We start from the raw sequence: 22834 nt of genomic DNA, 5'->3' as shown, positions 1-22834 counted from the left end.
TAGATTTCCGTATCATCCTGACTTTTAGAAATAAAAACCTTAACGCTGATTCACAATGAAAGACAATCAGTCAATTAATCGCCGGGACTTTATCGGGAAGGCGTCTGCGGTTGCGGCCGGATTTATGATTGTTCCCCGCTACGTTCTCGGTGGGAAACGTCCCGACGGATTAAAATATCTGGCTCCCAGCGATGTGATTTCGTTGGGATTTATTGGTACGGGTAAACAGGGTAGGGGCTTAACATCTTCATTTTTGGGCACTAACGAAGCGCGAATTGTGGCCATTAGCGAAGTGTATAAAGCCAAGGCCCAGCTCACCCTCGACCGAATAAAAGCCCATTACGAGAAAAACACACAGTTGGGCTCCTATGCCGACATTCCGGTTTATACTGATTTTCGGGAATTGCTGGCCCGCAAAGACGTTGACGCTGTGGTGATTGCTACGCCCGACCATTGGCACGCGGCCGCGGCCGTACGGGCTGCCGAAGCCGGTAAAGATATTTATTGTGAAAAGCCTCTTTCGCTGACCGTTAAAGAAGGACGGGCTATGGTCAATGCCGCCCGAAAACACAATCGTGTTTTTCAGACAGGAAGTATGCAACGGTCATGGCCCGAATTTCGGCAAACGGCCGAATTGATCCGGAATGGCTATATTGGTGAAATTAAACATATTAAAGTGAATGTGGGTCCTCCGCCCACTCCATATAATTTACCCGCTGAAACAATTCCGGATGGGCTTGATTGGGTGACTTGGCTGGGACCTAATGAGCCAGTTCCATTCAATTCAGAATTAGCGCCCCCAACCTCTAAAGACGTATTTCCAAACTGGCGTAACTACAAGGAATTCGGCGGTGGCATGGTGACCGACTGGGGCGCGCACATGTTCGATATTGTACAATGGTCGCTGGATATGGACGATAGCGGCCCGGTTGAGGTGATTGCTCCTGACGGCAAAGAACATCCTTTTCTGACGTATCGTTACGAAAATGGTATTACGATGACCCACGAAAAATGGGATTGGAACAATGCGATTCTTTTCACTGGTTCCGAGGGAGAACTTAGGGTGCAGCGCAAGAAACTGGAAACGACTCCTGCTTCACTGGCCACAAAAGTCATCGGCGAATCTGAAAAACACGTTTACAAGAGCGAAAATCATTATAAAGATTTTCTGGACGCCATGCGGAAACGTAGCAAACCCATTTGTGATGTTGAAATCGGTCATCGAACGGCATCAGTTTGCAACATTGGCAATATTGCGTACCAGTTGAAACGCCCTCTCCAGTGGAATCCTAAAAAAGAGTCATTCAAAAATGATGCGGAAGCGAATGCTTTGCTTGGTCGCCCCATGAAGAACGACTGGGGAATCCGCATATAAAGCCGTCACTACGTTCCCAGATGAACCTTGCTTCAACGTAGCGCTATTACCCGTTAAATGAAGAGCGTTACGTTGAAGTAAGGTCATTACGTTGATAATAAGTGTCTAAGTCTGCAAACTATTGATGAATGGCAGATTGCCATCCCTGGTAAGCAGTTTGGATTGCTACGTTAGTTAGGTCAGGGTGAACAACTGATTTTCCTGCTTCCAACTGCGTCAGATGGTCCAGATTTTTGTAGATACCGGCTTTCAGCCCTGCCAGATAAGCGGCTCCCTGCGCCGAAACATCGGGCATTCCTTTGTTGATCACCGGTTTTTTCAGCAAGTCAGCCAGAAAATGCAATACAAACTGGTTCGCGCTGATGCCTCCATTAACCATTAGCTCGGCCAGTGGAATACCAGTGTCTTGCTCCATCGCCACAATTACGTCTTTTATCTGGTAAGGAATCGATTCCAGAGCCGCCCGTACCAGGTGGTTTTTGGTGGTGCCGAACGTTAGCCCGGCGATAGATGCTTTGCGGGACATTTGCCAATACGGCGCTCCAAGCCCGCTAAAAGCAGGGATAACATAAACGCCCCCATTATCGGTCAGAGCGTTCGCCATCGCTTCGGTTTCCCGACTGTCGGCAAATAAACCCAGGTTGTTTTTCAGCCACTCGATAGTAGCCCCGCAGGTCACGATAACACCTTCCAGCGCATAATCGACACGTTCTTCGGTACTCCAGCAAATCGTAGAAACCATGCCTTGCTGCGATTCGGTGAGTGTTTGGCCGGTGTTCATGATAATGGAACAGCCGGTGCCCAACGTAGCTTTTGCCGTACCGGGTACAAAACAGCCTTCGCCAAAAGCGGCCGCGTGCGAATCGCCAATCATGGCGGTCAGTTGAAGCGAATGATCGAAAAGACCATTAACATTCGACTCCCCAAAAAATGCCGACGATGGTTTAAGTTCCGGCAAATTCAGCCCGGTTAAGCCGAATAAATCCAGTAATTCAGTATCCCAGGTCAGGTTTTGCAGATTAAAAAACAGGGTACGCGACGCATTTGTATAATCCGTGAAATAACACGTACCGTTGGTTAGCCGGTAAAGCAGCCACGTATCGATGGTGCCGAAATACGCATCACCGGACTGAATCGCCAGACGTACCGATTCGACATTCTCCGCTAACCAGATTAGTTTCGTTCCTGAAAAATAGGGATCAATGAACAGGCCCGTTTTAGCACGAACAATGGGTTCAAAGCCCTGCGCCTTCAGCCGGTCGCAAATCGCTATAGATCGCTTACACTGCCAGACAATGGCGTTGTAGAGCGGCTCACCCAACTTGTTCCAGATGACAAACGTTTCCCGCTGATTCGATATGCCCGCAACAGAAATATCATGCGGATTACCACCCGAAGCCGCAAAGGAACCGATACATTTGCCAATTGATGTCAGTACGTTCCGGTAAATTTCTTCGGGCTCCTGCTCTACGTAGCCATCACCGGAATAATGCGTTTTCAGCGGCTCGGAAGCTCGCGCAACAACCTGACCGTTCGCATCAAATATGAGCGATTTTGTACTGCTTGTTCCCTGGTCGATGGCTAAAATGTAGGGCTGCATGGCTTAAAAGGTTGTTACGCATAGATGCACAGAAGAGCATAGAGATACGCAGAGGCCATATAATTTCTCTGTGCATCTATGCGTAATAATTTTCATTCTCGTTTTGAACTCTTCTGGTCAATAATTACGGCGAGCAGAATCACGAAACCTTTGACGACCTGCTGCCAGAAGGGTGATACGTTAAGTAATACCAGTCCGTTGTTCAGAACACCGATGATGATTGCTCCCTGCACTGTACCCAAAATACTTCCCCGCCCACCAGATAGCGACGTACCACCGATCACCACAGCCGCAATGGAATCGAGTTCGTAGCTGATACCCGCATTGGGTTGGGCCGAATCCAGCCGCGACGTAACGAGCAGACCGCCCACACCAGCCAACGTACCAGCCAGTGTATAGACCACCATTTTGATACGTTCGATGTTCACTCCCGACAGCCGGGCAGCCGATTCACTTCCACCGATAGCGTAGATGTAACGACCAAGGCGGGTTTTGTTAGTGATCAACGTAGCAATGGCAACAATTAGCCCCGATATCCAAACGGGAACCGGAATACCAATCAACCAGCCCGTTCCGAGATACGTAAACGAATCGCCCAGACCCGTAATCGGGAAGCCACCGGTCCAGAGCATGGTCAGGCCGCGCGCGATGGTGAGCATCGCCAACGTAGCAACAAAGGGTGGCAAACTGAATCGCGTAATGGCCCAGCCGTTGAACCAGCCCAGGCCCGACCCGGTCAGTATACCCGCCAGTATGGACCCGAGCAACGTAAAGCCGATGAATAGATTGGCGCTCGGCATAGGAATGCCGTTACGTAGCAAACCCGCCGTGATTGCCCCCGACAAGGCTAGTACCGACCCGACTGATAAATCGATACCCGCTGTCAGCACGACGAGCGTCATGCCCGTAGAAATACAGACATTGACCGAAATCTGGCGTAATACGTTCCAGAAATTAGCCACCGTCAGAAATTTATCCGACATCAAACTAATGCCCAGACACAGCACGAACAACGCAATCAGCGATTGAAAGCGAGCGAGCGTGGGCTTATGTGATTCTAAGGATAGTTGCATAGAGTGAAAGTGAAAGAGCGAAAGGGTGAATGAGTGAATGTGCAATTTGCCGGATGGAATTCGCACATTCACTCATTCACCCTTTCGCTCATTGTTTTCGGAATAGCTGCTTTTAAAATAGAATCTTCGGATGCGTCCTCTATGGCCATTTCGGCGGTCAGCGTACCTTCGCACATGACTAAAATCCGATCAGAAATCGCCAGAAGCTCTGGTATTTCCGACGACACGACCAGAATACCCATGCCGTCGCTGGCTAGTTGCCCAATAAGCTTATAGATTTCGGCCTTCGCGTTGACGTCAATTCCGCGCGTCGGTTCGTCCATCATCAGCAGTTTGGGATGCGTAGCCAGCCATTTCGATAGCACAATTTTCTGTTGATTTCCTCCGCTCAGGTTTTTGGCCGCCTGTTTTTCCGACGGCGTTTTGATCCGTAAATCCGCGATGTATTTACGGGCCAACGTAGTTTCTTTCGCCTGATTAAGTAGCCCAGCCTGTTCAATGGTTTCCAGCGCCGTCAGGCTGATGTTGGTCTTTACGTCCATGTCGAGGACCAGGCCATCGCGCTTGCGATCTTCGGGAACCAGTGCCAAACCCGCGTTGATAGACCGACCAGGCGTCTTTAGTGGAATCACTTCGCCGTCGAGTTCAACGAGGCCACTGCTACGTTTCGGGTGCAGACCGAAAAGCGTTTCAAGCAGTTCAGTACGTCCCGCGCCCATCAGGCCAAAAAGCCCCACAATTTCTCCCCGACCCACCTGGAACGTAATGTTTTTCAGTTGATTCTCCTGCAAGCGGATCGGATGTTTCAGACGCAGATTCTCTACTAAAAACAACGTATCAAATACGCGCCCAGCACCCTGACGCCGAACGCTGGTAATCTCTCGACCCACCATTTTCCGTATCAACGTATCATGGTCGATGCCGTCCATATCACCCGATTCAATGGATTTTCCGTCGCGAAGCACTACGTAGCGGTCAGCAATCGTGAACAGTTCATCCAGCTTGTGCGAGATGTACACAATTGCTTTGCCTTGCTGCCGCAAATCATTGATGATGCGAAAAAGTACTGCCACTTCGCTTTCGCTGATGGCCGAGGTCGGTTCATCCATGATGATCACTTCCGATTCTTCCAGCAGCGCTTTCGCAATCTCTACTACCTGTTGCTGACCTACTTTCAGCTCGGCTATCAACGTATCAGGGTCAAGATCAAGCTTCAGATCGGCCAGCAGTTCCCGCGTTCGTTCGCGCATATTACGTTTGTCGAGTGTGCCCCAGCGAGTGGTTAGTTCGCGGCCCAGAAAAATATTTTCGGTAATGCTGAGATAAGGTATCAGATTCAGTTCTTGATGAATAATGGCAATACCGCAACCCTGGGCATCGCGTATCGAACTGAACCGAACAGACTCACCCTTGAACCGAATCTGGCCTTCGTAATCTGAATACACCCCTGACAGAATTTTCATCAGGGTCGATTTACCCGCGCCGTTTTCGCCAATCACCGCCGTGACCTTCCCCGCCTGAAATTCAAGACAGACATTGTCAAGCGCTGTTACGCCTGAAAAACGTTTGGTTATGTTTTCTGCGGTTAGCATAGGTCAAAGGGCATAGGATACAGTATTTTATCTTGCCGAAATCGGAATCACTTCTATATCATCCAGATGCAAATGGGCCCGATTTAATTCGATGGCCCCCACAAAAGCTATTTTTTTGCCGGGTTTCGCAGCCGCTTTCAATGGCGGTATTACGTCTTTTCGGATGATGTCGTTAATTGCTGCCGATACGTTGTTCAGGTCGGTCGTGTTGTCAAATTCTGTGATCTTGATCAGCCCTGATGCATCGCGGGCGGCATTCCCAAAAATGTATTCGGTTGCCAGACGTATCGTTTCGCCGGAAGGTAGCGACAACGTAACGTCGTTGTCACTAACGGCGGTTACGGTGCCTTCGCCTTTGACGAGAAAATAGCGGATATTGCCGATGCCCAGTGCCTGCGAATACGTAGTAAATGCCTTGTCTTTATCTGTTTTCAGTAAAGACAGGAGGGTTGACAAGTCCACGGCGCCACCTGCAGCCGAAGGAATTAGTTTGGTGTTCCAGAAGGTTTTGGCATACGTAGCAGCATCAAATTTTCCAGTTCCAGCAGAACCTGCCGCTTTGACCTCATCCAGCTTTTTGATATAGACGGAATTATAAGCCAGAAATAGGAACAGAATAATGGCCACTACGTATGTCCAGGGTCTGTTACGTGTCTTCCGACGAGCGATAGTGGCGTTCATGGCTTGGCTGATGGTTCGTAGTCGGCGATTGATTTCTGCGTAACCAGTTCAACGGCAACTGGAATCCGCTGTGCAAAATCGCGTTTGCCTTTGAAATACGTGTCGGCAAATTGAGCGGCTGTTTTGGCCATCGTTTGCGGAGATTGCAGGCCAGTCGCTTTTATTTTTTTGTCTCGAATGGAATTCATTACGTCGTCCGCGCCATCGAATCCATACACACCTACGTCCTTCGCTTTTCCAGCCGCCACCAGTGCCTGATACGCGCCCATCGCCATAGCATCGTTACCGCAAAACACCGCGTTGATGTCGGGATGCGCTTGCAGGATGGATTCTAATACGTCCATCGCTTTGTTTCGGTCGAAATCGCCACTTTGTTGCGCTACCATTTTCAGCCCAGGATATCGATCTACTACGCTGTGGAAGCCTTTTGAGCGATTCCACGTATTGTTATCGCCCACCATACCGAGAATTTCAACGTAGTTTCCTTTTTTGTTCAGGTCTTTCACGAATTCTTCCCCGATGGCGACGCAGCCGGAATAATTATCAGACAAGATTTGCGAGGTGGCGACCTTTGACGAGTTGACTTCCCGGTCCATACAGAATACCGGAACCGCTGCGTCTTTGGCTTTCTGAACGTTTACGATGGAACCATCTGAGTCAGTCGGATTGAGCAGAATGGCGCTGAATCCTGAGACAATAGCGTTTTCAAAATGATCAGCCTCCAGCGCTGGATTGTTCTGAGAATCAAAGACTTTGGCTTCGTAACCGAGCGATTTGGCTTCGGCGGCTGCTGATTCAGCCAGCACCACAAACCACGGATTATTCAGCGTGGAAACAATCACCGCTACCTTTTTTGGCTGGCCTGAATCAGTTTTGTTTGTGCAACTTCCGGCCAGAAACAGAAGAATGATTATCCAGAAACAGTATTTTTTCATGATGGTCAGCGTTCTATCTGTTACGGCATCACCGTCAATATCACGCGTTGATAGCGCGTCAAAGCTGGAACTCCTTTATCCGTTACGGCCAGAATGAAATGCATCGTTTCGGGTTTTGTGACTTTCGGCGCAGTTAACGTAGCGGTTTTTTGCCCGCTGTTGCTAACCTTAGGCAAGCGACTGGCTGAGTACGTACCGACTTCCGGGTAGTATATCCATTCATACGTCAGTTCGTTTCCATCCGGGTCGGTCGATCCTTCCCCGCTGAGCGTAACGGTTTCCCCACTTTTTGCCCGTAATTCGTTTGCGTGAGCCAGCTTCGCAACGGGCGGATGATTGGCGTCTTTGTAGGGCTTAATAGTCCAGTCGATGCGGGCGGCAAAATCGTTCTGATACGCCTGTCGCCACCGCCAGATGGTCGCTTTATTGCTTGCATACCAACCACCATCGATGCCTTTCACCTGATCTTCCGCGTCGGTCCAGATCGGACGGGTTTCGGGTTCCATGAACCACTTCCGCGTTCGGGGGGTGTAAAGTTCGTATCGTCCGCCCCAGCTACCGTAGTTGGGATGCTCAGGATCGCTTAAGCCATTGTTAATCAGGTTGAAAAAACTGGGTGTGTCTCCTTCCATGATGAATTCTGTATGCGGATGTTCAGCGCCCAGCGGACCATGGTTTTTACGGATGTTGGCATCCAGCCAGGCATTGTTCACAATGTTGGAGTCAGGCCCTGCGAAACCGGGTGCATAAGGAAATACGTCCCCACTGATGCCCCTCCACGTGGAAGGTTCATAGCCGCCGAGGGCATGGAATCCGGGACTGACGATGTAGAACAGATTCGGAAATATCTTGCGAAGCCACGGTCCTGAGTCATCCTGATCGGAAATTGTATACACCCGAAGTTTAGCCACGAACTTGTCAACTTCTTCGGATGTGCGCGTCTGCCGTACTTTCCAGAGTGCCTGCGCCAGACAGTTGGCTCCCCCCCAAACCGGAACCCAGACAGGTCGATCATCTTTCTTATCGACTACGGCAATGATATGTTCTGACCCCTCCGAGTCGTTACCTGGCCCAACGGCGTCCATGCCGTATTTTGGAATGGCAGGCTTGATAACACTCAGCAGATAAGCCATTTCAGGGTAACCTTTTTCGTGCAGGAGCAGGTTGCTACGTACCTTACCATACGCTTCGACAATCCGCCGAATCCGCTCAGCAGCTACCCTGTTACGTTGGTGAACGGACGTAGTGGCAATCAAACCTTCTACGTCCCATTGATTCACATAGGTCAGGAAACGTACCAGTGACTGCGCATCGTCGGGTTCGTTCTCAATATCTGTTAAAACCAGCACACGTAGCTTTTGAGGATTTTGCTGAGCGTAGCTACGTATCGCTGCGAGCGATAGGAGGAACGTAGTGATTAAGGTGAGTAGGCGTTTCATATGGGGTTTTAGGTTTTATTGTAGAGACAGGGCATGCCCTGTCTCATGACCGGATGGTTTGTTGCTGACGCCAATGAGACAAGGCATGCCTTGTCTCTACAAAATCGTCAATACTTCATTGGCAATCCCGTTTTCCGATAAACCGTAGTGATTCATAATCTCCACCTGCGATCCGGTTACGGTATATTCATCGGGTATGCCCATGATTTTGAAGCGATTCCGGAAGCCGTTCTGCAACAAAAAGGATGCACAGGCTTCCCCCAGACCACCAAAAACGCTATGCTCTTCAACAGTCAAAATCGGGCAACCTTTAGACGCTACGTTCGCCAGCAACTCATAATCTAAAGGCTTAATGGTGTGCATACTGATCACCATCGCGTGAATACCATGCACCGTTTCCAGTTGCCGGGAAGCCTGGAGCGCGGGATAAACGGTTTCACCTGTTGCGATCAGTACTACGTCGTCGCCTTCCTGAATGATACGTCCTTTGCCGAACGTAAAGTCGCGATTTTCGTCGGATAGAAGCGGCATCGGTTTTTTGCCAAACCGCAGATAGACAGGTGTTGCTGATTGAGCCGCCTGCCGGATGGCTTGTTCCGTTTCGAAATTGTCGGCGGGAACGACGATTGTCAGGTTATTGACGGCACGTAGTGCGGCAAAATCATGCAGGCTGTGATGCGTCGAACCCAGCGCTCCGTAACTGACACCCGCACTGATACCGACCAGCCGAACCGGATTATTTGAATATGCTACGTCTGTTTTGATTTGTTCAAACGAACGAGCGGTCAGGAAACAGGCGGGCGACACGGCAAACACATTCTTGCCTGTCGAGGCCAGACCGGCGGCTACGCCTACGAGATTCTGTTCGGCAATCCCAATTTCGACAAGTTGCTTGGGGAATTTCTGCGCGAAAGGCACCAACTTACCCGAACCTCTTGAATCACTTGTGACGACCAACAGATTCCGGTCGGTTTCGGCTAAAGTCTGCAGCGTAGACGAAAAGACGTCTAAATTAGCCTGGGCGGTTGAATTCGATAAAACGGCGGTTACTTCTCCCATCGATTGATACGTTAGGGGTTCATTAATTCTAGCTTGGCGAAAAAATCGGCAAACATCAGGTTTGTATCCAGATAGGTATAGACCCGGATTGGCCTTCCCTTGTGGTTATGGGCATACGTACCGGCCTGATTGATACGGGGCGACTGCCGAACTACGTACTGACTCGACGAGGGGTCGGCTTCAAACGACGATTGTAAAGCAGTGAGCAATACTAACGGACTATCGCCCAGAATATACGTCTCGCCGATGTTGATGAACCGCTGAATACGTGTCATCAGCGTTTCCAACGTATTACTCAGATAGGCTCCTGTTTTTCCGCGTGGCTTCACTTTAGTTAATAGTTGAGCATACGACAGCAGGCATTGGCGATATACATTTCGTGGAACCTGCCACAGCGGTAACGAAGACCGATTGAAGACTGCCCGAGCTGCTGCCTGATCGATGTTCAGATTGTATTCGACTTCCGAATATCCCGGTGGGGGCAAGGCCAGTTCACTGTATTCGGGTCCACCGATCCAGATAACCGTCAATTTGTCGGCGATCAGCGGGTTGGTCAGCGCGGCAGATGCAATTTCGGTGAGTCCGGCTCCGCACACTACGTAGAGGGGTTGTTTGGTATCGGTACGTAACGCTTCCTGAATGATAAAATTGACGGCTTCGTTTTTTACGGGCGTACTGTCATTTACCATTCCCGTGTTCGATCCCGCAAAGACAGGAATGTTCTTTGTTACGTTCATTACCTGAAGTATTTCCCGCGCTTTTTGGGCAGCATTGTCAGCTTGTGTGGTTGACCGATCAAAGCCATCACCCACGCGCAGATGCGACCCGATAATCGCGCGAATCTCCACCGAGGGAGACATCAGCAAATGCGCCAACTGGAACAGGCCGTCAGGGTCACCGCTCAAATCATTGTCAACGATCACGCGCATTCTTGGTTGAACACTGGCTAGCCCCTGCGACTGCCCGAACGTGTGGAATGAAACCACCAGGCAAACCAGTAATCCTGGCCAATAACCTGACTGACGTAGTAATACGTTTCGTATCATAGTGAGTCTGCTAATTCGGGAGTTAATTCGGCCAATGCCTGTTGATACTGCTCAGCATTAGGTACGCCGTGGTGCCATTTAACCTGGTTTTCCATAAAACTGACGCCTTTACCTTTTACTGTATGTGCGATAATCAGGCTTGGTTTACCCGGCTCAAACGGAAGGGCATCAAAGGCTTCGGTTAATGCCTGAAAATCATGACCATCTACGTGACGTACTGCCCATCCGAAAGCTTCAAACTTCTGATCGAGAGGGTCGGTGTTGCACACTTCAGCAGTTGGACCGGCGATTTGCAGCCCGTTTTTATCGACAATGGCGCAGAGGTTATCCAGTTTGTAGTGCGACGCGAGCAGGGCAGCCTCCCAGTTTGAGCCTTCGGGAAGTTCACCGTCGCCGAGCAACGTAAAGACGCGATACGTCAGATCGTCTAGTTTGGCTGATAGGGCAGTACCGACGCTGAGTGACAGGCCGTGCCCCAGCGAACCCGTATTCTGTTCGACACCAGCTACTTTGCGGGTTGGGTGCCCGATGTAGTGCGACTTGTATTGGCACAACGTTTCCAGATCAGATTCGGGGAAAAAGCCCTTATCCGCCAATACTACGTAGAGCGCTTCGACGGTGTGACCTTTGCTCTGAACGTAGCGGTCGCGATTGGGCGAACCGAAGGTTTCCGGGCTGACATTCAATACGTTGTTGTACAATACGTTCAGAATATCGATGCAGGACAAACTCCCGCCCGTATGTCCGGCCTTGGCTTTAACAATGTATTTGAGAATATTCCGGCGATACTGCACCGATTTCTGTGCTAATTCATTGACGTTCATAACTGGTATGCTTGAATACTCTTTTGATGAAGGCCCATCGAGCTTTATTGATTAAATAGCCCGGTTCAACATCATTTATTTCGTATGGTAATAATTAGCCGCTGATACGTAGTGAGCGCTGGTGTTCCATTGTCTGTCGCTTCCAGAATGAGATGAATGGTTTGGCCACCCACGGCATCCTGGGGAATCAGTACTTCAGCCTGCGCCGACGTCGGATTTGAGATAGTCACTTTGTTGGGATAGCTGCCTACCTGGAACTGCCACCAGTTGATGGAAACTGCATTTTTATCTGGGTCGGAAATGGCTCCGTTTAGTCGGACTTTATTCCCGGCAGAAGCCATTATCGTTAACGGCCCTTCAATTCTTACTACCGGTTCATGATTGGCGTCGGCATACTTAGGCGTTACTGACCATTTCAGACGAGCCGCAAAATCTCGTTGCGCTTGCGGGAAGAAATTAGGATAATCCGATTCCCTGCTTCTGCTGTTTGCGGTGCTGAGCGAGGTTGCCATAGCACTGGCACTTGTATCCTGCGATGCTCCGAACGAGAATCCCACCGACTCCCTGCCGCCGATCCCACGCCCGCCCCATCCACCATAACTGCTTGATTCGTAAGCACGTAAGCCATTGCCCAGCATGTTCATAAACGTATGGTTATCGCCTTCGCCCAGCCACGAGCCTTTCGCCTGCACCGGCATCCATACTACATAACCCATTTTCTTTAGTTCTTCACTGGTGTGGCCGGCCACGCCAAAATAATCCATAATGTCGCCTTTTGCCATCTGTTTGCCATCGCCCCAAACCCGATACAACGAACCAAAGGGGCCGCGATCCGATACATTTTCCTTCATCCAGGATGCAGTTACAAAAGGTGCATTCTCAGGTTTAGCGTTCAACTGCGCGCCATACCCATAATTGGGGCCAGCTCTAAATTGACGGTATTCAATGTCCGGCCAATTCGGTTTGATGTAGGTTGCATACGTATCATCCTGATCACCAGAAGGCAGCAGCACTACCTTCCGCGCTATTTTCTTCTTAATGACTTCCCATTGCGTGGTGAACTCATATTGATCCTGAATGGATTTGAGCGCTCGGGCAATCGTACTATGGCCTCCCCAGGCGGTTATAAAGAGTTGACCGGGCTTGTCATCCAGTATCAGTGATTTTATCAAATCGGAACCCGGCGAATCTTTAGAAATATCACCATCAAATTCAATATTGCCGTAGCGAATTTTTGACTTGAGTTCTGCCGGAAGCGGGTAATTGGAGTTATGCACTTTCAGGTTTGAATACACTTTTGTATACGCGTCAACGGCATCATGGATGAAGTGTTCATCTTTAGCCCAACGCCATGACTCACAAGGACACAGGTTTAAGCCAAACCGATTGTATTCTCTTCCGGGAACAAACCACTTTGTGCCTTTACCATCGCCGGTCCAGTGAAATTGACTACTGGCATAGATGAGCCCTTCGATGTCCAGGTCGCTGCTGTACAGCAGAAAACGAATCAGTGAATTATTGTCATCGAGTTCCGGGTCAGCCGTAATCACGATACGTGGTCGTGCCTGCTTTCCGGAAGGATGCTGCGCCCACGAAAAAGTGGCCATCACTAAGTAAAGCAGGCAACCCAAACAGACGAGCGTTACGTTGTGCTTCATTTTATGGCCGATTTATTGTTTGGGTTTCATAAATCCCTGAAGCGTAAGCCATTCTCCAAATCGCTCAATCCAGGTGTCGGTTGGTACGTTATGCTTTTCCATACCAAAACCGTGGCCGCCTTTGGCATACATGTGTAGCTCCACAGGTTGTTTGGCCGCTAACCACTTACTGTACAAATCCACACTATGCGGGGCCAGATTCAACTGATCGTCAGACGCACAGACAATGAACATAGGTGGTGCATCGGCTGCAACCGTGCCTTGCAACGTAGCAGGCATGTAGGCGTAAATGGGTGCTACAAATGCTGGTTTGTTGTCGGGCGTGTAGTTGAAAGCTGAAGAAGCTGTTACTGTACCACCTGCTGAAAAACCCAGGATACCAATTCTGTCGGGGGCAACGCCGTATTCGGTTGCGTGCTTGCGGACGTACGCGAGGGCTGCCCTGCCATCAGCAATCGATAACGGAATAGTGGCTTTATTTTCAGCGTCCCATTCCGCCTTACGTGGACCATTTATGCCCGCCATCATATCGGCAAATGGATCGTCGGTGTTGATATGGGCCGTGCGATATTTAAGAACGAACGCAGTGATGCCTTTTTTTGCCAACCATTTTGCAGCATCGTTCCCCTCGTTATCAATCGATAAGAAGTGAAAACCACCGCCCGGACAGATAATGACAGACGTACCGTTGGCAACGGCTGGATCTGCTGGAAACACCGTCAACGTCGGGTTTACTACGTTGAAAACCGTCACCAGTTTGATGGCATTTTTATTGTTCTTTTTTTCTTCCCAGTTCCATTTCTCGGAACCCGGTGCCGGACCATCGTAAATACGTACCTCTTTTTGCTGAGCCTGAGCTAGCCCTGACAGCAGGAGACAGAAAATAAAGAATGCTCTCATCTGTGATTTTGTTTATGACTGATGCGTGTAAACCTCCCAGCCCATGTAGTTTTCCATTGCTTCTTTCAAAATCCCCGCTGTTCTGGACGCATTCATCACTACGTGGTGTTCGAATCCGTTCCGGCATACGTACTGCATTAGCCCCTGGAGGTTATTAATCTGAGCCACAGCGCGATTACCGAACGTGTTGAGTGGATCGTCGGTCAGCATACCTTCCCCGATGTACGCTTTCATAATGCCTTTAGGGTCGTCGGTACTGATACGTCCGTATGTCAATGGATTGGCGGGTGTACGTCCGGCCAGCGCACCGTATGTATTTTCTTCGCCAACGGTCGTCCCCAAAATAGGGGCCGTACTGATCTCAATATCAGGCAGAAATGATTTAGCCCAGTTGCCGCAGTGGAAGAGGACACATTTATTTTCGTCGTCGGCGTAATTGTTGTTCCAGTCAACCAGTGCACTCGGTGAACCGGACGCCAGTTGCATGGCGTACATACTCAGCGTACCTGTTACGTCGACCTCGCAGGCGCTCGGGAGCATGTTTTCGCTCATGATGCTCATACTCGTGCAGACGTTACAGCCGTAATTTTGCTGAAGCGAGGTCCAGCACTGAATGGCCGTTGCATCGAGCGCGTGTTCCTGCATGAAATCATTGAGTACTACGTCCAGTTTGGCAATCTGAACGAGTTTATCGTCGGGGGTGCGGCCGGTGGGCGTATATGCTTTGATCGCTTCCAGCCGATCTTTTACGGATTGGTCGTCCTTTGTTAGTTTGTTCGCAAAACCCAAAATATGCGACAAGTCTATAGTGACAACCGAAATACCGTTACGTTGCAGAATCTTCTCACTATAACGTACCGTGTTGAATGCACCCGGACGCGCGCCGACGGCTCCAATCCTGACGTTACGTAGTCCCTTAACGACCCGGCAAACGGCCATAAAATTAGCTAGATCCGTAAGAAAGCTGGGGTCGGAGGGATGTACTACGTGTTTGGTTGTCAGTGAGTATTTAATGCCGAACTGATACAGGTTATTACAAACCGAAATTTTCCCGCACCACGCATCCCGTCGACGTGCTACGTCCAACCGATTCAGATCATCGGGATAGGCCTGAATGAGCACTGGTACGTCTAACCGAGCCAGTTTTAAGGTTTCTGCAATCCCTTTTTCGTCACCGAAATTGGGCAAAACGACCAACACGCCCATAATTTCATCGGCATGCCGACGGAACAGTTCAGCGCATTTCTGGGCTTCCTGAAAGGTTTCGACTCCGCCGAGCTTCGTGGCCGATTCGGGGAGCATGATCGGATTAATACCAGCTTTCTGAAAGGCATCCAGCAGATCCGTTCGGCATTCTCCAACTAGTTTATCGGGGAAAAAATCGCGGTTTCCAATGATAACGCCAAGTGTAACAGGGCCTTTCGGTTTCGGGGTCATAGGGTATTAGTTAGCTATAATGAGTTCAATCTCGTTATCGTGAAAAACCTGCTTGTGCTTCTCTTCGATGCCAGGGTCTGTAATGATATAATTGATTAGCGACAAAGCCCCTAGACTGGCCAACGCACTCTTGCCCATTTTGGTCGAATCGGCTACCAGGTACGTTATATCAGCTGCATCGATCATCGCTTTTTTTACGACCAGATCACTGATGCTTGGGTACGTTAGCCCCGATTTAAGCGAAATGCCCGCCGTTGCCAGAAACAGCTTCTGCACATTGAGTCCTTTGAAGAAATCAGCGGCTTTCTGGCCCGTCAGCGATAGGGTAGGAGGCTTAAATTCGCCACCCGTCATGATGACTTCAATGCCCGGTTCGGCACCCAAGATAAACGCAATGTTTAATGCATTGGTAATGACCGTCAGGTTTTTATAACCTAGTAATTTTTTTGCGATCTCGGTGGTCGTTGAGCCGGAATCGAGAATAATTGTGTCACCAAACTCAATGAATTCCAGGCACTTTCTGGCGATCAGCTCCTTCTGAACCATATTCTCCTGATTGGCCAGGGAGAAGGTACGTACTTGGTCTTCTATATTCTTCAAATAGGCACCGCCGTGTTCCTTGACGACCAGTCCATCTTTTTCGAGTTTATCCAGGTCCTGACGAATCGTGACCTCAGTTACTTTAAATAGCTTCGCCAGTTCGGTAACTTTCGCTGAGCCATCTTCCTTTAGCAATTCGAGAATTTTATCCCGTCGTTGATTCGCCAGCATACCTTATTGTATTTCGATTGGTTTCTATTTTTTGCAAAAGCTAATCGAAGCAAAGACTATTTAACGACCGTATGCGATTAAATGGTAATTACAGACTACTGAATTAGGACAGATTTAAGGAGTAATACCTTAAATCGAAAACAAAAGAAAGTAAAAAAGATAAATAAACAAAAAAATAGAAAAAATAATCGCTTCGACTAATCGTCATTACTAGGGTACGCAACACTAGTGTAGATGTTGGTGAGTCAGTAAGTTGAGGTAGAGAGATTACTTCATCGGCTTTTAACGCAGAAATAAACTAAAGTGCCGGTGAGGGAATTATATTTTTTTCTCTCCGTAGCGGAATGACCTTCCTCATATGGAATCAGCCGACAACCGCAAAATCATTCACATCGACATGGATGCCTTTTACGCATCGGTCGAACAGCGCGATAATCCGGCCTTGCGGGGTAAGCCCCTGGCTGTGGGCGGTTCTACGCAACGAGGTGTTGTAGCTGCTGCCAGTTACGAAGCCCGACAGTTTGGTGTCCGTTCGGCGATGGCCTCCACGCTGGCGCTACGTAAATGCCCCACTCTGATTTTTGTCAAGCCGCGCTTTGAGGTCTATAAAGCTGTTTCTTCTCAGATACGCGCAATCTTCGCCCGATTCACTCCGCTCATAGAACCGCTCTCCCTGGATGAAGCCTATTTAGATGTGACGGATACCGTAGCCGCTCAGGGAACGGCTACACAACTCGCTCAAACGATTAAAGACCTCATTAAAGAGGAAACAGGTCTGACTGCTTCAGCGGGTGTATCCTACAATAAGTTTCTGGCAAAGCTGGCCTCAGACTATCGTAAACCCGACGGCTTGTTTGTCATTAAACCGCATCAGGGTCTTGCGTTTGTCGAAGGCTTGCTGGTTGGGCAGTTTCACGGAATTGGGCATGTAACGGCTGCCCGCATGAATCAGTTAGGTATCTTCACCGGATTGGATTTGCGGGCGCAAAGCGAAACCTTTCTGGTAAACCACTTTGGTAAAGTTGGCCATCATTATTACCACATTGCCAGAGCCATCGATACCCGGCTGGTTACTCCCGACCGGGAGCGTAAATCAGTAGGTTCCGAAACCACTTTTGAACAGGACTTAGCCGATCAGGCTGATTTTGAAAGTGTCCTGCAACCGTTGGTAGCAGATGTATGGCAGTATTGCGAGCGGGCAGGAGTGCTGGGACGAACCGTTACGTTGAAGGTGAAATACAACGATTTCCAGCAAATCACCCGCAGCCGAACTATGGTAGGCGCACTAGCTGAAGAATCGGCCTTGCTGCAAGTGAGTATGGACTTGTTAAGCTCTCTTCGACCCATATCAAAAGGGATTCGGCTTTTGGGTGTCTCCCTTTCCAATCTCCAGACTAGAGAGATTAGACCGGGCGGTCAACTGGTATTATCCCTTTAGGTAAAGGCCGAATTTTACATAAAAAATACCTCCATTTTGTGCGGAAAGTTGCCAAAAATTTGTTATCTAAGTAGAACAGAAACAACAAATTAGGCAAGAAAATGGAGTCAATTAATCTGCCCTCGTTAAGCCCCGCTCACTCTTCAACTCGTGCCATTCGAGCTTCTCGCCGACGAGTCGATGGAGCCGCTACGGCATCGCTGCTAATTCAAATGGCCAGTGAGATTCTGGCCGCATCACCTACGCTACGTAAGCGGGTGAATGTAAGTCTGGCGGATCTGGCTGCCGCCGAAAAGGTGCGTCGGGAGTTAGCCCGAAAGTCGTCAGTGATTCAGTAAGTATTTCTATAATGATAGTACATACGAAGCCACTACGTCAATACACTACGAACAAAAAATCCCTGTCAGCTATGTCAGGGATTTTTGTTATCAACGTAACGAAAGCTATTTCTTTTCCAGAAGCTGTTTGACGAGGGTTTTCAATTTATCAATCTCTTTCTGATGCTGCTTTACTTTCTTGTTTTTTGAATGCTGTATAGGGTGATTTCTTCAATTTTTCCAGTTGTTTGGCGTCCATCTTCGCTACGTCGATAGGGGATGCGTGCTACGTTGGTTCCATAAAGTTTTACTACCTGCGAAACCAACTCTATACCATCTCCGTGGCAGCTTGAACTAGTTATTTCAACAGAAAATCCCGCACCAATTCCTGTTGGTCGGTACTGATAAAATCGACACCAGCCTCCCGCAGTTTCGCCCAGACAACCGGGTCTTCCGGGCTGGCCCAGAGACGTAGTTTTTTCCCTTCCTGATGCACCCGTTCAACCAGTTGGCGGAGCTTCTGTAATTCAGTAGCAGGCATTTCGCCCTTACCCCGCCAGCTTAGCTGATTCTGATACGCATCGCTGATAATCGGCATGACCGCTAATGAATACTTCTTCCCTAAATCTGCTGGTCGACCGTCGAGAGTTATCAACTTGTCTTTGGCCTTCGCAACTGTAGTTACAGGCCGGTTTCCAGAGAGTACGACCGTAACAGGCCCCGAATTTTTCGATGAACTTCCGATCTGTAATTGGGTGCGATAACGTAGCAACAATTTGGTCAATGCCTGATACGTACTATCGGCCTGCGTTTTAGCATCGATCATCAAATAGAATGGGCCATTGTATCCCGCCAATACGTTCCCGTTTTGCTGGCGAATGCGTTCGGCCAGTGGTTTCAGGTATAGATTTTCGAGGGTTTGGGCCGATGTCCGGATAGTTGGTCGCTCGTGAGCGACGTACAACGTATCATTCAGCAGATAAACGTCGGCCTCAATGCTGGTGAAACCGTTGTCCAGCGCGTCCCAAAGGGGGCGTGATTGTTCGTAGTCGTTGTGCGCGTGGGCGTTTGGGAGGGGTACTACGTTCGCTAACGGTTGCGGTACTACGTTCTGCGCTATAGGCTGCGTCCAGGCGGTTTCTACGTCGCCCGGCATAAACGGATTGTATTTGGTCTTGCTCGAAACGATACGTGCACGGGCCAGCAATACGTCGTCGGCAAGCGCGAACGTAGCGTTTGTATCAGCCACCTCGCGTAATAGTTCACTCTGCTCTTTGCCTTTCCGTACGCCAAAAAACTGAATCCGATACGTAACGGTTGGCTCGGGTTTAACCCGTACCACCAACGTATTACCAACCTGTGGTAACTGCTTTAACGTAACGCCCGAACTGGCGTAGAAACGCCCGGCTTCCATTGACTCAATAAGAGCACGGGGCGTTAGTTCGGGTGCATCGACCATCACCCAGGCCCGTCCGGAATTACTGAACGTTGGTCCAAAAAAGTAATAATGATGGCTATCGTCGGTGCCCAAACCGTACATAAGTGGCCGTCCCTGACGAAGAAAATGCCCATTTATTTTGTCCCACATCGACTCGGTGCCTTCGCGGGCGCTGTCGCCGTAGTTATTTACCAGTGGATGTCCGTTGAACACTTCGAAAAAGCGTTCGTAACGTAACTGCATCAAATCCTGCGCCTTGATGGACCAGTAAAAATTGGGGTGATTGATGTGCGGAAACATCGGCTGGCGCGTCTGCCGTCGCTGCGCCACTACCAGGTCGATGTTATTCTGCATCACCTCCGCTACGCTGTTGCCAAACTGCGGGCGAATGAGGTTCTGTACGTTTGTTACGTTGAGATGGATGGGCTTGCCCTGGTAGCTCGTTGATACCTCTTCGCTTTTGATAATCAGAAATTTACCCGATTCTTCAAAGTAACTCCTGTACTCGCTCAGCTGCTTGAGCCGCACTTTGAGCGAGTCGTTTGGGCCTTTCTGATACTTGACCCAATCCGGCCCGAAGGTGCGCAGGTATCGGTCGAATGTTCGTCGGCGATCTTGTTGGCGTGGTACGTTCACCCATTTTTCGACTTCCTGTATTACGTTGTGGTCCGACAACCCAACGAACTGATAGCCATTGGCTTTATACCAGTCCATAATCATTTCGGGATAATCGTCGCCATCGCTCCAGAGCGAGTGGGTGTGCAGATTGCCTTTGAACCAGTGTTGCGCCGATACTACGTTGGCGAGAAAAAGAAACGTAACGAAAAGCAGACTGAGACAGACGAACTTGTTCATCGGGTTATAGAGCCATTGAGAGAAAAGTCAACAATAGCCAAAACTACCAGATAACCGCTACTTTTTCATATCCTGCTGTATTAGATACGTCATCAGGCGAGTTGCGGATAGGATAATAGGACCTGCCATAGCGTCGTTTTGGAACGTACTGAATGGCCCTAGCCCAAAATAAAGCCCATCAGAAACCAGAAACGACAGTTTTACCATGCCTTCTTCCGGAAAAGGCGTACGCTCCTGATCCCAGGGGCCAATTCGATTGACTACTTCTACGCTATCGACAAATAGTTGATGGACCAGTTGAGCCGATGTGTCCGTTGCTGTATCCCAAATCAGTAGTTTTTCTCCATGGCTAATAAAACGGCACGTACCATCACTGAAAGCGGCTAACGTATCAAGTCCACCCTCCAGACCCACTTCGATAATAACACCCAAAAGCACTTTATTTGTCGGCGGGACGCCCATTGCCCTCAGCCGGTTATAGGCCAGTAATTTCTGGCGCGTTTCCAGCGATGCATCCGCTGAAATGGTAGCTAAAGTTTCTGGATTTGGAGACTCAGATAGTAACGTATCCCAGGGATAGCCAACTGATGGATTAACGACGTTGTATGCGTCGATACGGTCGCAGAAAAGCTGGTGATAAATTATATTAAATCCGTCGTTCTGGTAAGGTTTAATCGATTGCTGGAACTGTGAATCAGTGGCATACATAGCAGAGTTCAGTTTAGTATTTGTTTTTGTAAGGAATTGAATACTACAAAAGTATACGGGTCTTTCTTGGCTATTTGGCAGAGTTAATAACTGGTGGAAATAGATTGGTAATTGCCGGAAATTGCCTTGCCGAAGGTCTTACTTTAACTTTTCATCAGCAGCTATTTTTGTCATTCTGACCGGGCCGCCGGAGCGGGCACGGAGAATCGTAATGTATCATGATTATCAGGTTTGGAAACGTTACGATTCTCCGTGCCCGCTCCGGCGGCCCGGTCAGAATGACAAAACCGCCCATTTTTAACTTATCCTCAAAATTTAGTTCTAAATTTCCCGGATACTATTCTTCCGATAGTAGTCGATTTGATTACGTATCGGACTTTGTATTTCTGTGGTAGATAATCCGCTTCAACTTCGAACCGTCAACGTAGTACGTTACGTAACGCCACTTCGCGAAGGAGGCTCACTGCCTGCCATTGTGGAGGCCGATGACGATTTTCTGTATGTACTGAAATTTCGGGGCGCAGGTCAGGGTACCAAAGCGCTCATTGCCGAACTGATTGCGGGCGAAATCGCACGTGCGCTCGGAGTGCGGGTACCCGAACTCGTGTTTGTCAAGCTCGATGAAGCGTTCGGACGTACTGAGCCCGACGAAGAAATTCAGGATTTGCTACGTGCCAGCGAAGGGCTGAATCTTGGTCTGCATTACCTATCGGGAGCCATTACGTTCGACCCGATTCTCAACGACCTCACTCCCCGGCTGGCCTCGCAAATCGTCTGGCTCGATGCGTTTGTGATGAACGTAGACCGGACGGCACGTAACACGAATATGCTCATGTGGCACAAGGAATTGTGGCTCATCGACCACGGAGCTGCGCTTTACGTTCATCACACCGGCCCGAACTGGCCCGAGCAGCCCCGACGACCCTTTGCCCAGATCAAAGACCACGTATTACTTCCGCAAGCGACCGAACTCGATGCCGTAGATGCTGAATTCCGCCAGGGTCTTACGTCGGAACGTATTCAGGAAATTGTGTCGTTGGTACCCGACAATTGGCTTCTGAATAATGGAGCTACGGAATCAGCAACGGACCAGCGAGCGGTGTATGCTCAGTTTTTAACAGAGCGACTGGCCTCATCAGAAATTTTTGTCAACGAAGCGAAGCATGCCAGAGAAGCACTTGTTTGAGTACGCCGTTATCCGGGTCGTGCCCTGCGTCGAACGGCAGGAATTTATGAATGTGGGCGTGATTTTGTACTGCCGGTCACAGGGATTTTTGCAGACAATGTGGTCGCTGAACGAAGATCGGTTGCGGGCATTCTCGGCAGAAATTGACATCGACGAATTGCGGGAACGGCTTGGCGCTTTTGAGCGTATCTGTGCTGGTAAAAAAGAAGGTGGCCCCATTGGGAAACTCTCTATTGCTGAACGGTTCCGCTGGCTTACTTCGACACGTAGCACCGTCGTACAAGCGTCGCCCGTGCATCCCGGCCTATGCTCCGACGCCCGCGAAACGTTAGAGCACTTGTTCGCGCAATTGGTTCAATAAGAACTTGTTTAAGCTTTTGAAAACAGGCCCCAAATGGTTTTTTTGTCATTCTGACCGGGCCGCCGGAGCGGGCACGAAGAATCTTAACGTTTCCAAACACTAAAGTCAGGATGCCTTAAGATTCTTCGTGCCCGCTCCGGC

Annotated in this window: 20 protein-coding genes; 5 read left to right on the top strand and 15 right to left on the bottom strand. The window is 49.4% G+C overall.

From position 1 onward, the window contains the following. Nucleotides 1-55 precede the first annotated feature (55 nt). Nucleotides 56-1375: a Gfo/Idh/MocA family protein gene (locus tag IC229_RS23330; protein WP_190889442.1), complete on the top strand. Its 1320-nt coding sequence runs from the start codon at nucleotides 56-58 to the stop codon at nucleotides 1373-1375. 118 nt (nucleotides 1376-1493) lie between these two features. On the opposite strand, the gene IC229_RS23325 is transcribed toward IC229_RS23330, so the two are convergent. The 13 genes from IC229_RS23325 to IC229_RS23265 all read right to left on the bottom strand — a co-directional run bounded on the left by IC229_RS23325 (nucleotide 1494) and on the right by IC229_RS23265 (nucleotide 16390). Then, nucleotides 1494-2975, bottom strand: coding sequence for an FGGY family carbohydrate kinase (locus tag IC229_RS23325; RefSeq protein WP_190889441.1), 1482 nt, complete (start codon nucleotides 2973-2975; stop codon nucleotides 1494-1496). A 92-nt stretch (nucleotides 2976-3067) separates the two neighbouring features. Continuing rightward, nucleotides 3068-4048 carry an ABC transporter permease gene (locus tag IC229_RS23320; protein ID WP_190889440.1) on the bottom strand — a complete coding sequence of 327 codons (981 nt, stop codon included), beginning with the start codon at nucleotides 4046-4048 and terminating at the stop codon, nucleotides 3068-3070. 68 nt (nucleotides 4049-4116) lie between these two features. Next, complete coding sequence (locus IC229_RS23315) at nucleotides 4117-5640, bottom strand: sugar ABC transporter ATP-binding protein (RefSeq protein ID WP_190889439.1); 1524 nt, start codon at nucleotides 5638-5640, stop codon at nucleotides 4117-4119. Nucleotides 5641-5667: 27 nt separating this feature from the next. Then, nucleotides 5668-6321 carry a DUF2291 domain-containing protein gene (locus IC229_RS23310; protein ID WP_190889438.1) on the bottom strand — a complete coding sequence of 218 codons (654 nt, stop codon included), beginning with the start codon at nucleotides 6319-6321 and terminating at the stop codon, nucleotides 5668-5670. Then, complete coding sequence (locus tag IC229_RS23305; RefSeq protein WP_190889437.1) at nucleotides 6318-7256, bottom strand: D-ribose ABC transporter substrate-binding protein; 939 nt, start codon at nucleotides 7254-7256, stop codon at nucleotides 6318-6320. The genes IC229_RS23310 and IC229_RS23305 overlap by 4 nt, the downstream gene beginning before the upstream one ends. Before the next feature lie 20 nt (nucleotides 7257-7276). Then, nucleotides 7277-8695 (bottom strand): DUF1593 domain-containing protein, encoded by a 1419-nt coding sequence (locus tag IC229_RS23300; protein ID WP_190889436.1) that lies wholly within the window; start codon nucleotides 8693-8695, stop codon nucleotides 7277-7279. 96 nt (nucleotides 8696-8791) lie between these two features. Then, a complete protein-coding gene (locus IC229_RS23295) occupies nucleotides 8792-9754 on the bottom strand; it encodes a transketolase family protein (protein ID WP_190889435.1) in 963 nt (320 codons plus the stop codon). Between the two features lie 11 nt (nucleotides 9755-9765). Continuing rightward, nucleotides 9766-10800 (bottom strand): nucleoside hydrolase, encoded by a 1035-nt coding sequence (locus tag IC229_RS23290; RefSeq protein ID WP_190889434.1) that lies wholly within the window; start codon nucleotides 10798-10800, stop codon nucleotides 9766-9768. Then, the gene (locus tag IC229_RS23285) at nucleotides 10797-11624 is read right to left on the bottom strand and encodes a transketolase (protein WP_190889433.1); all 828 of its coding nucleotides are present in this window, start codon (nucleotides 11622-11624) and stop codon (nucleotides 10797-10799) included. Before IC229_RS23285 ends, IC229_RS23290 begins: the two co-directional genes overlap by 4 nt. Nucleotides 11625-11695: 71 nt before the next feature. Further along, entirely contained in the window at nucleotides 11696-13282 is a 1587-nt protein-coding gene (locus tag IC229_RS23280; protein WP_223834159.1) for a DUF1593 domain-containing protein, read from the bottom strand. 12 nt (nucleotides 13283-13294) lie between these two features. Next, a complete protein-coding gene (locus tag IC229_RS23275; RefSeq protein ID WP_190889432.1) occupies nucleotides 13295-14182 on the bottom strand; it encodes an alpha/beta hydrolase in 888 nt (295 codons plus the stop codon). Between the two features lie 12 nt (nucleotides 14183-14194). Next, complete coding sequence (locus IC229_RS23270) at nucleotides 14195-15619, bottom strand: L-fucose/L-arabinose isomerase family protein (RefSeq protein ID WP_190889431.1); 1425 nt, start codon at nucleotides 15617-15619, stop codon at nucleotides 14195-14197. Between the two features lie 6 nt (nucleotides 15620-15625). Next, complete coding sequence (locus tag IC229_RS23265) at nucleotides 15626-16390, bottom strand: DeoR/GlpR family DNA-binding transcription regulator (RefSeq protein WP_190889430.1); 765 nt, start codon at nucleotides 16388-16390, stop codon at nucleotides 15626-15628. Nucleotides 16391-16748: 358 nt separating this feature from the next. On the opposite strand from IC229_RS23265, the gene dinB reads away from it, so the two are divergent. Both dinB and IC229_RS23255 read left to right on the top strand, forming a co-directional pair. Next, nucleotides 16749-17828 (top strand): DNA polymerase IV, encoded by a 1080-nt coding sequence (gene dinB / locus IC229_RS23260; RefSeq protein WP_190889429.1) that lies wholly within the window; start codon nucleotides 16749-16751, stop codon nucleotides 17826-17828. 101 nt (nucleotides 17829-17929) lie between these two features. Beyond that, on the top strand, nucleotides 17930-18166 hold the full coding sequence (locus IC229_RS23255) for a hypothetical protein (protein WP_190889428.1): 237 nt from the start codon (nucleotides 17930-17932) through the stop codon (nucleotides 18164-18166). Nucleotides 18167-18503: 337 nt separating this feature from the next. Here the strand turns inward: IC229_RS23255 and IC229_RS23250 are convergent, their stop codons facing one another. Both IC229_RS23250 and IC229_RS23245 read right to left on the bottom strand, forming a co-directional pair. Then, entirely contained in the window at nucleotides 18504-20438 is a 1935-nt protein-coding gene (locus tag IC229_RS23250) for a histidinol-phosphatase (RefSeq protein WP_223834158.1), read from the bottom strand. Between the two features lie 57 nt (nucleotides 20439-20495). Further along, the gene (locus IC229_RS23245; protein WP_190889427.1) at nucleotides 20496-21146 is read right to left on the bottom strand and encodes a hypothetical protein; all 651 of its coding nucleotides are present in this window, start codon (nucleotides 21144-21146) and stop codon (nucleotides 20496-20498) included. Between the two features lie 388 nt (nucleotides 21147-21534). Between IC229_RS23245 and IC229_RS23240 the strand changes: the two genes are divergently transcribed. Together IC229_RS23240 and IC229_RS23235 are read left to right on the top strand one after the other, a co-directional pair. Next, a complete protein-coding gene (locus tag IC229_RS23240) occupies nucleotides 21535-22332 on the top strand; it encodes a HipA family kinase (RefSeq protein WP_190889426.1) in 798 nt (265 codons plus the stop codon). Beyond that, the gene (locus tag IC229_RS23235) at nucleotides 22310-22693 is read left to right on the top strand and encodes a DUF3037 domain-containing protein (RefSeq protein WP_190889425.1); all 384 of its coding nucleotides are present in this window, start codon (nucleotides 22310-22312) and stop codon (nucleotides 22691-22693) included. Before IC229_RS23240 ends, IC229_RS23235 begins: the two co-directional genes overlap by 23 nt. The last annotated feature ends 141 nt before the right edge of the window (nucleotides 22694-22834 follow it).

It is taken from the genome of Spirosoma profusum, from assembly GCF_014699005.1.
In the GTDB taxonomy this organism is placed as follows: Bacteria; Bacteroidota; Bacteroidia; order Cytophagales; family Spirosomataceae; genus Spirosoma; species Spirosoma profusum.
This window is presented reverse-complemented; position numbering and strand designations above follow the sequence as displayed.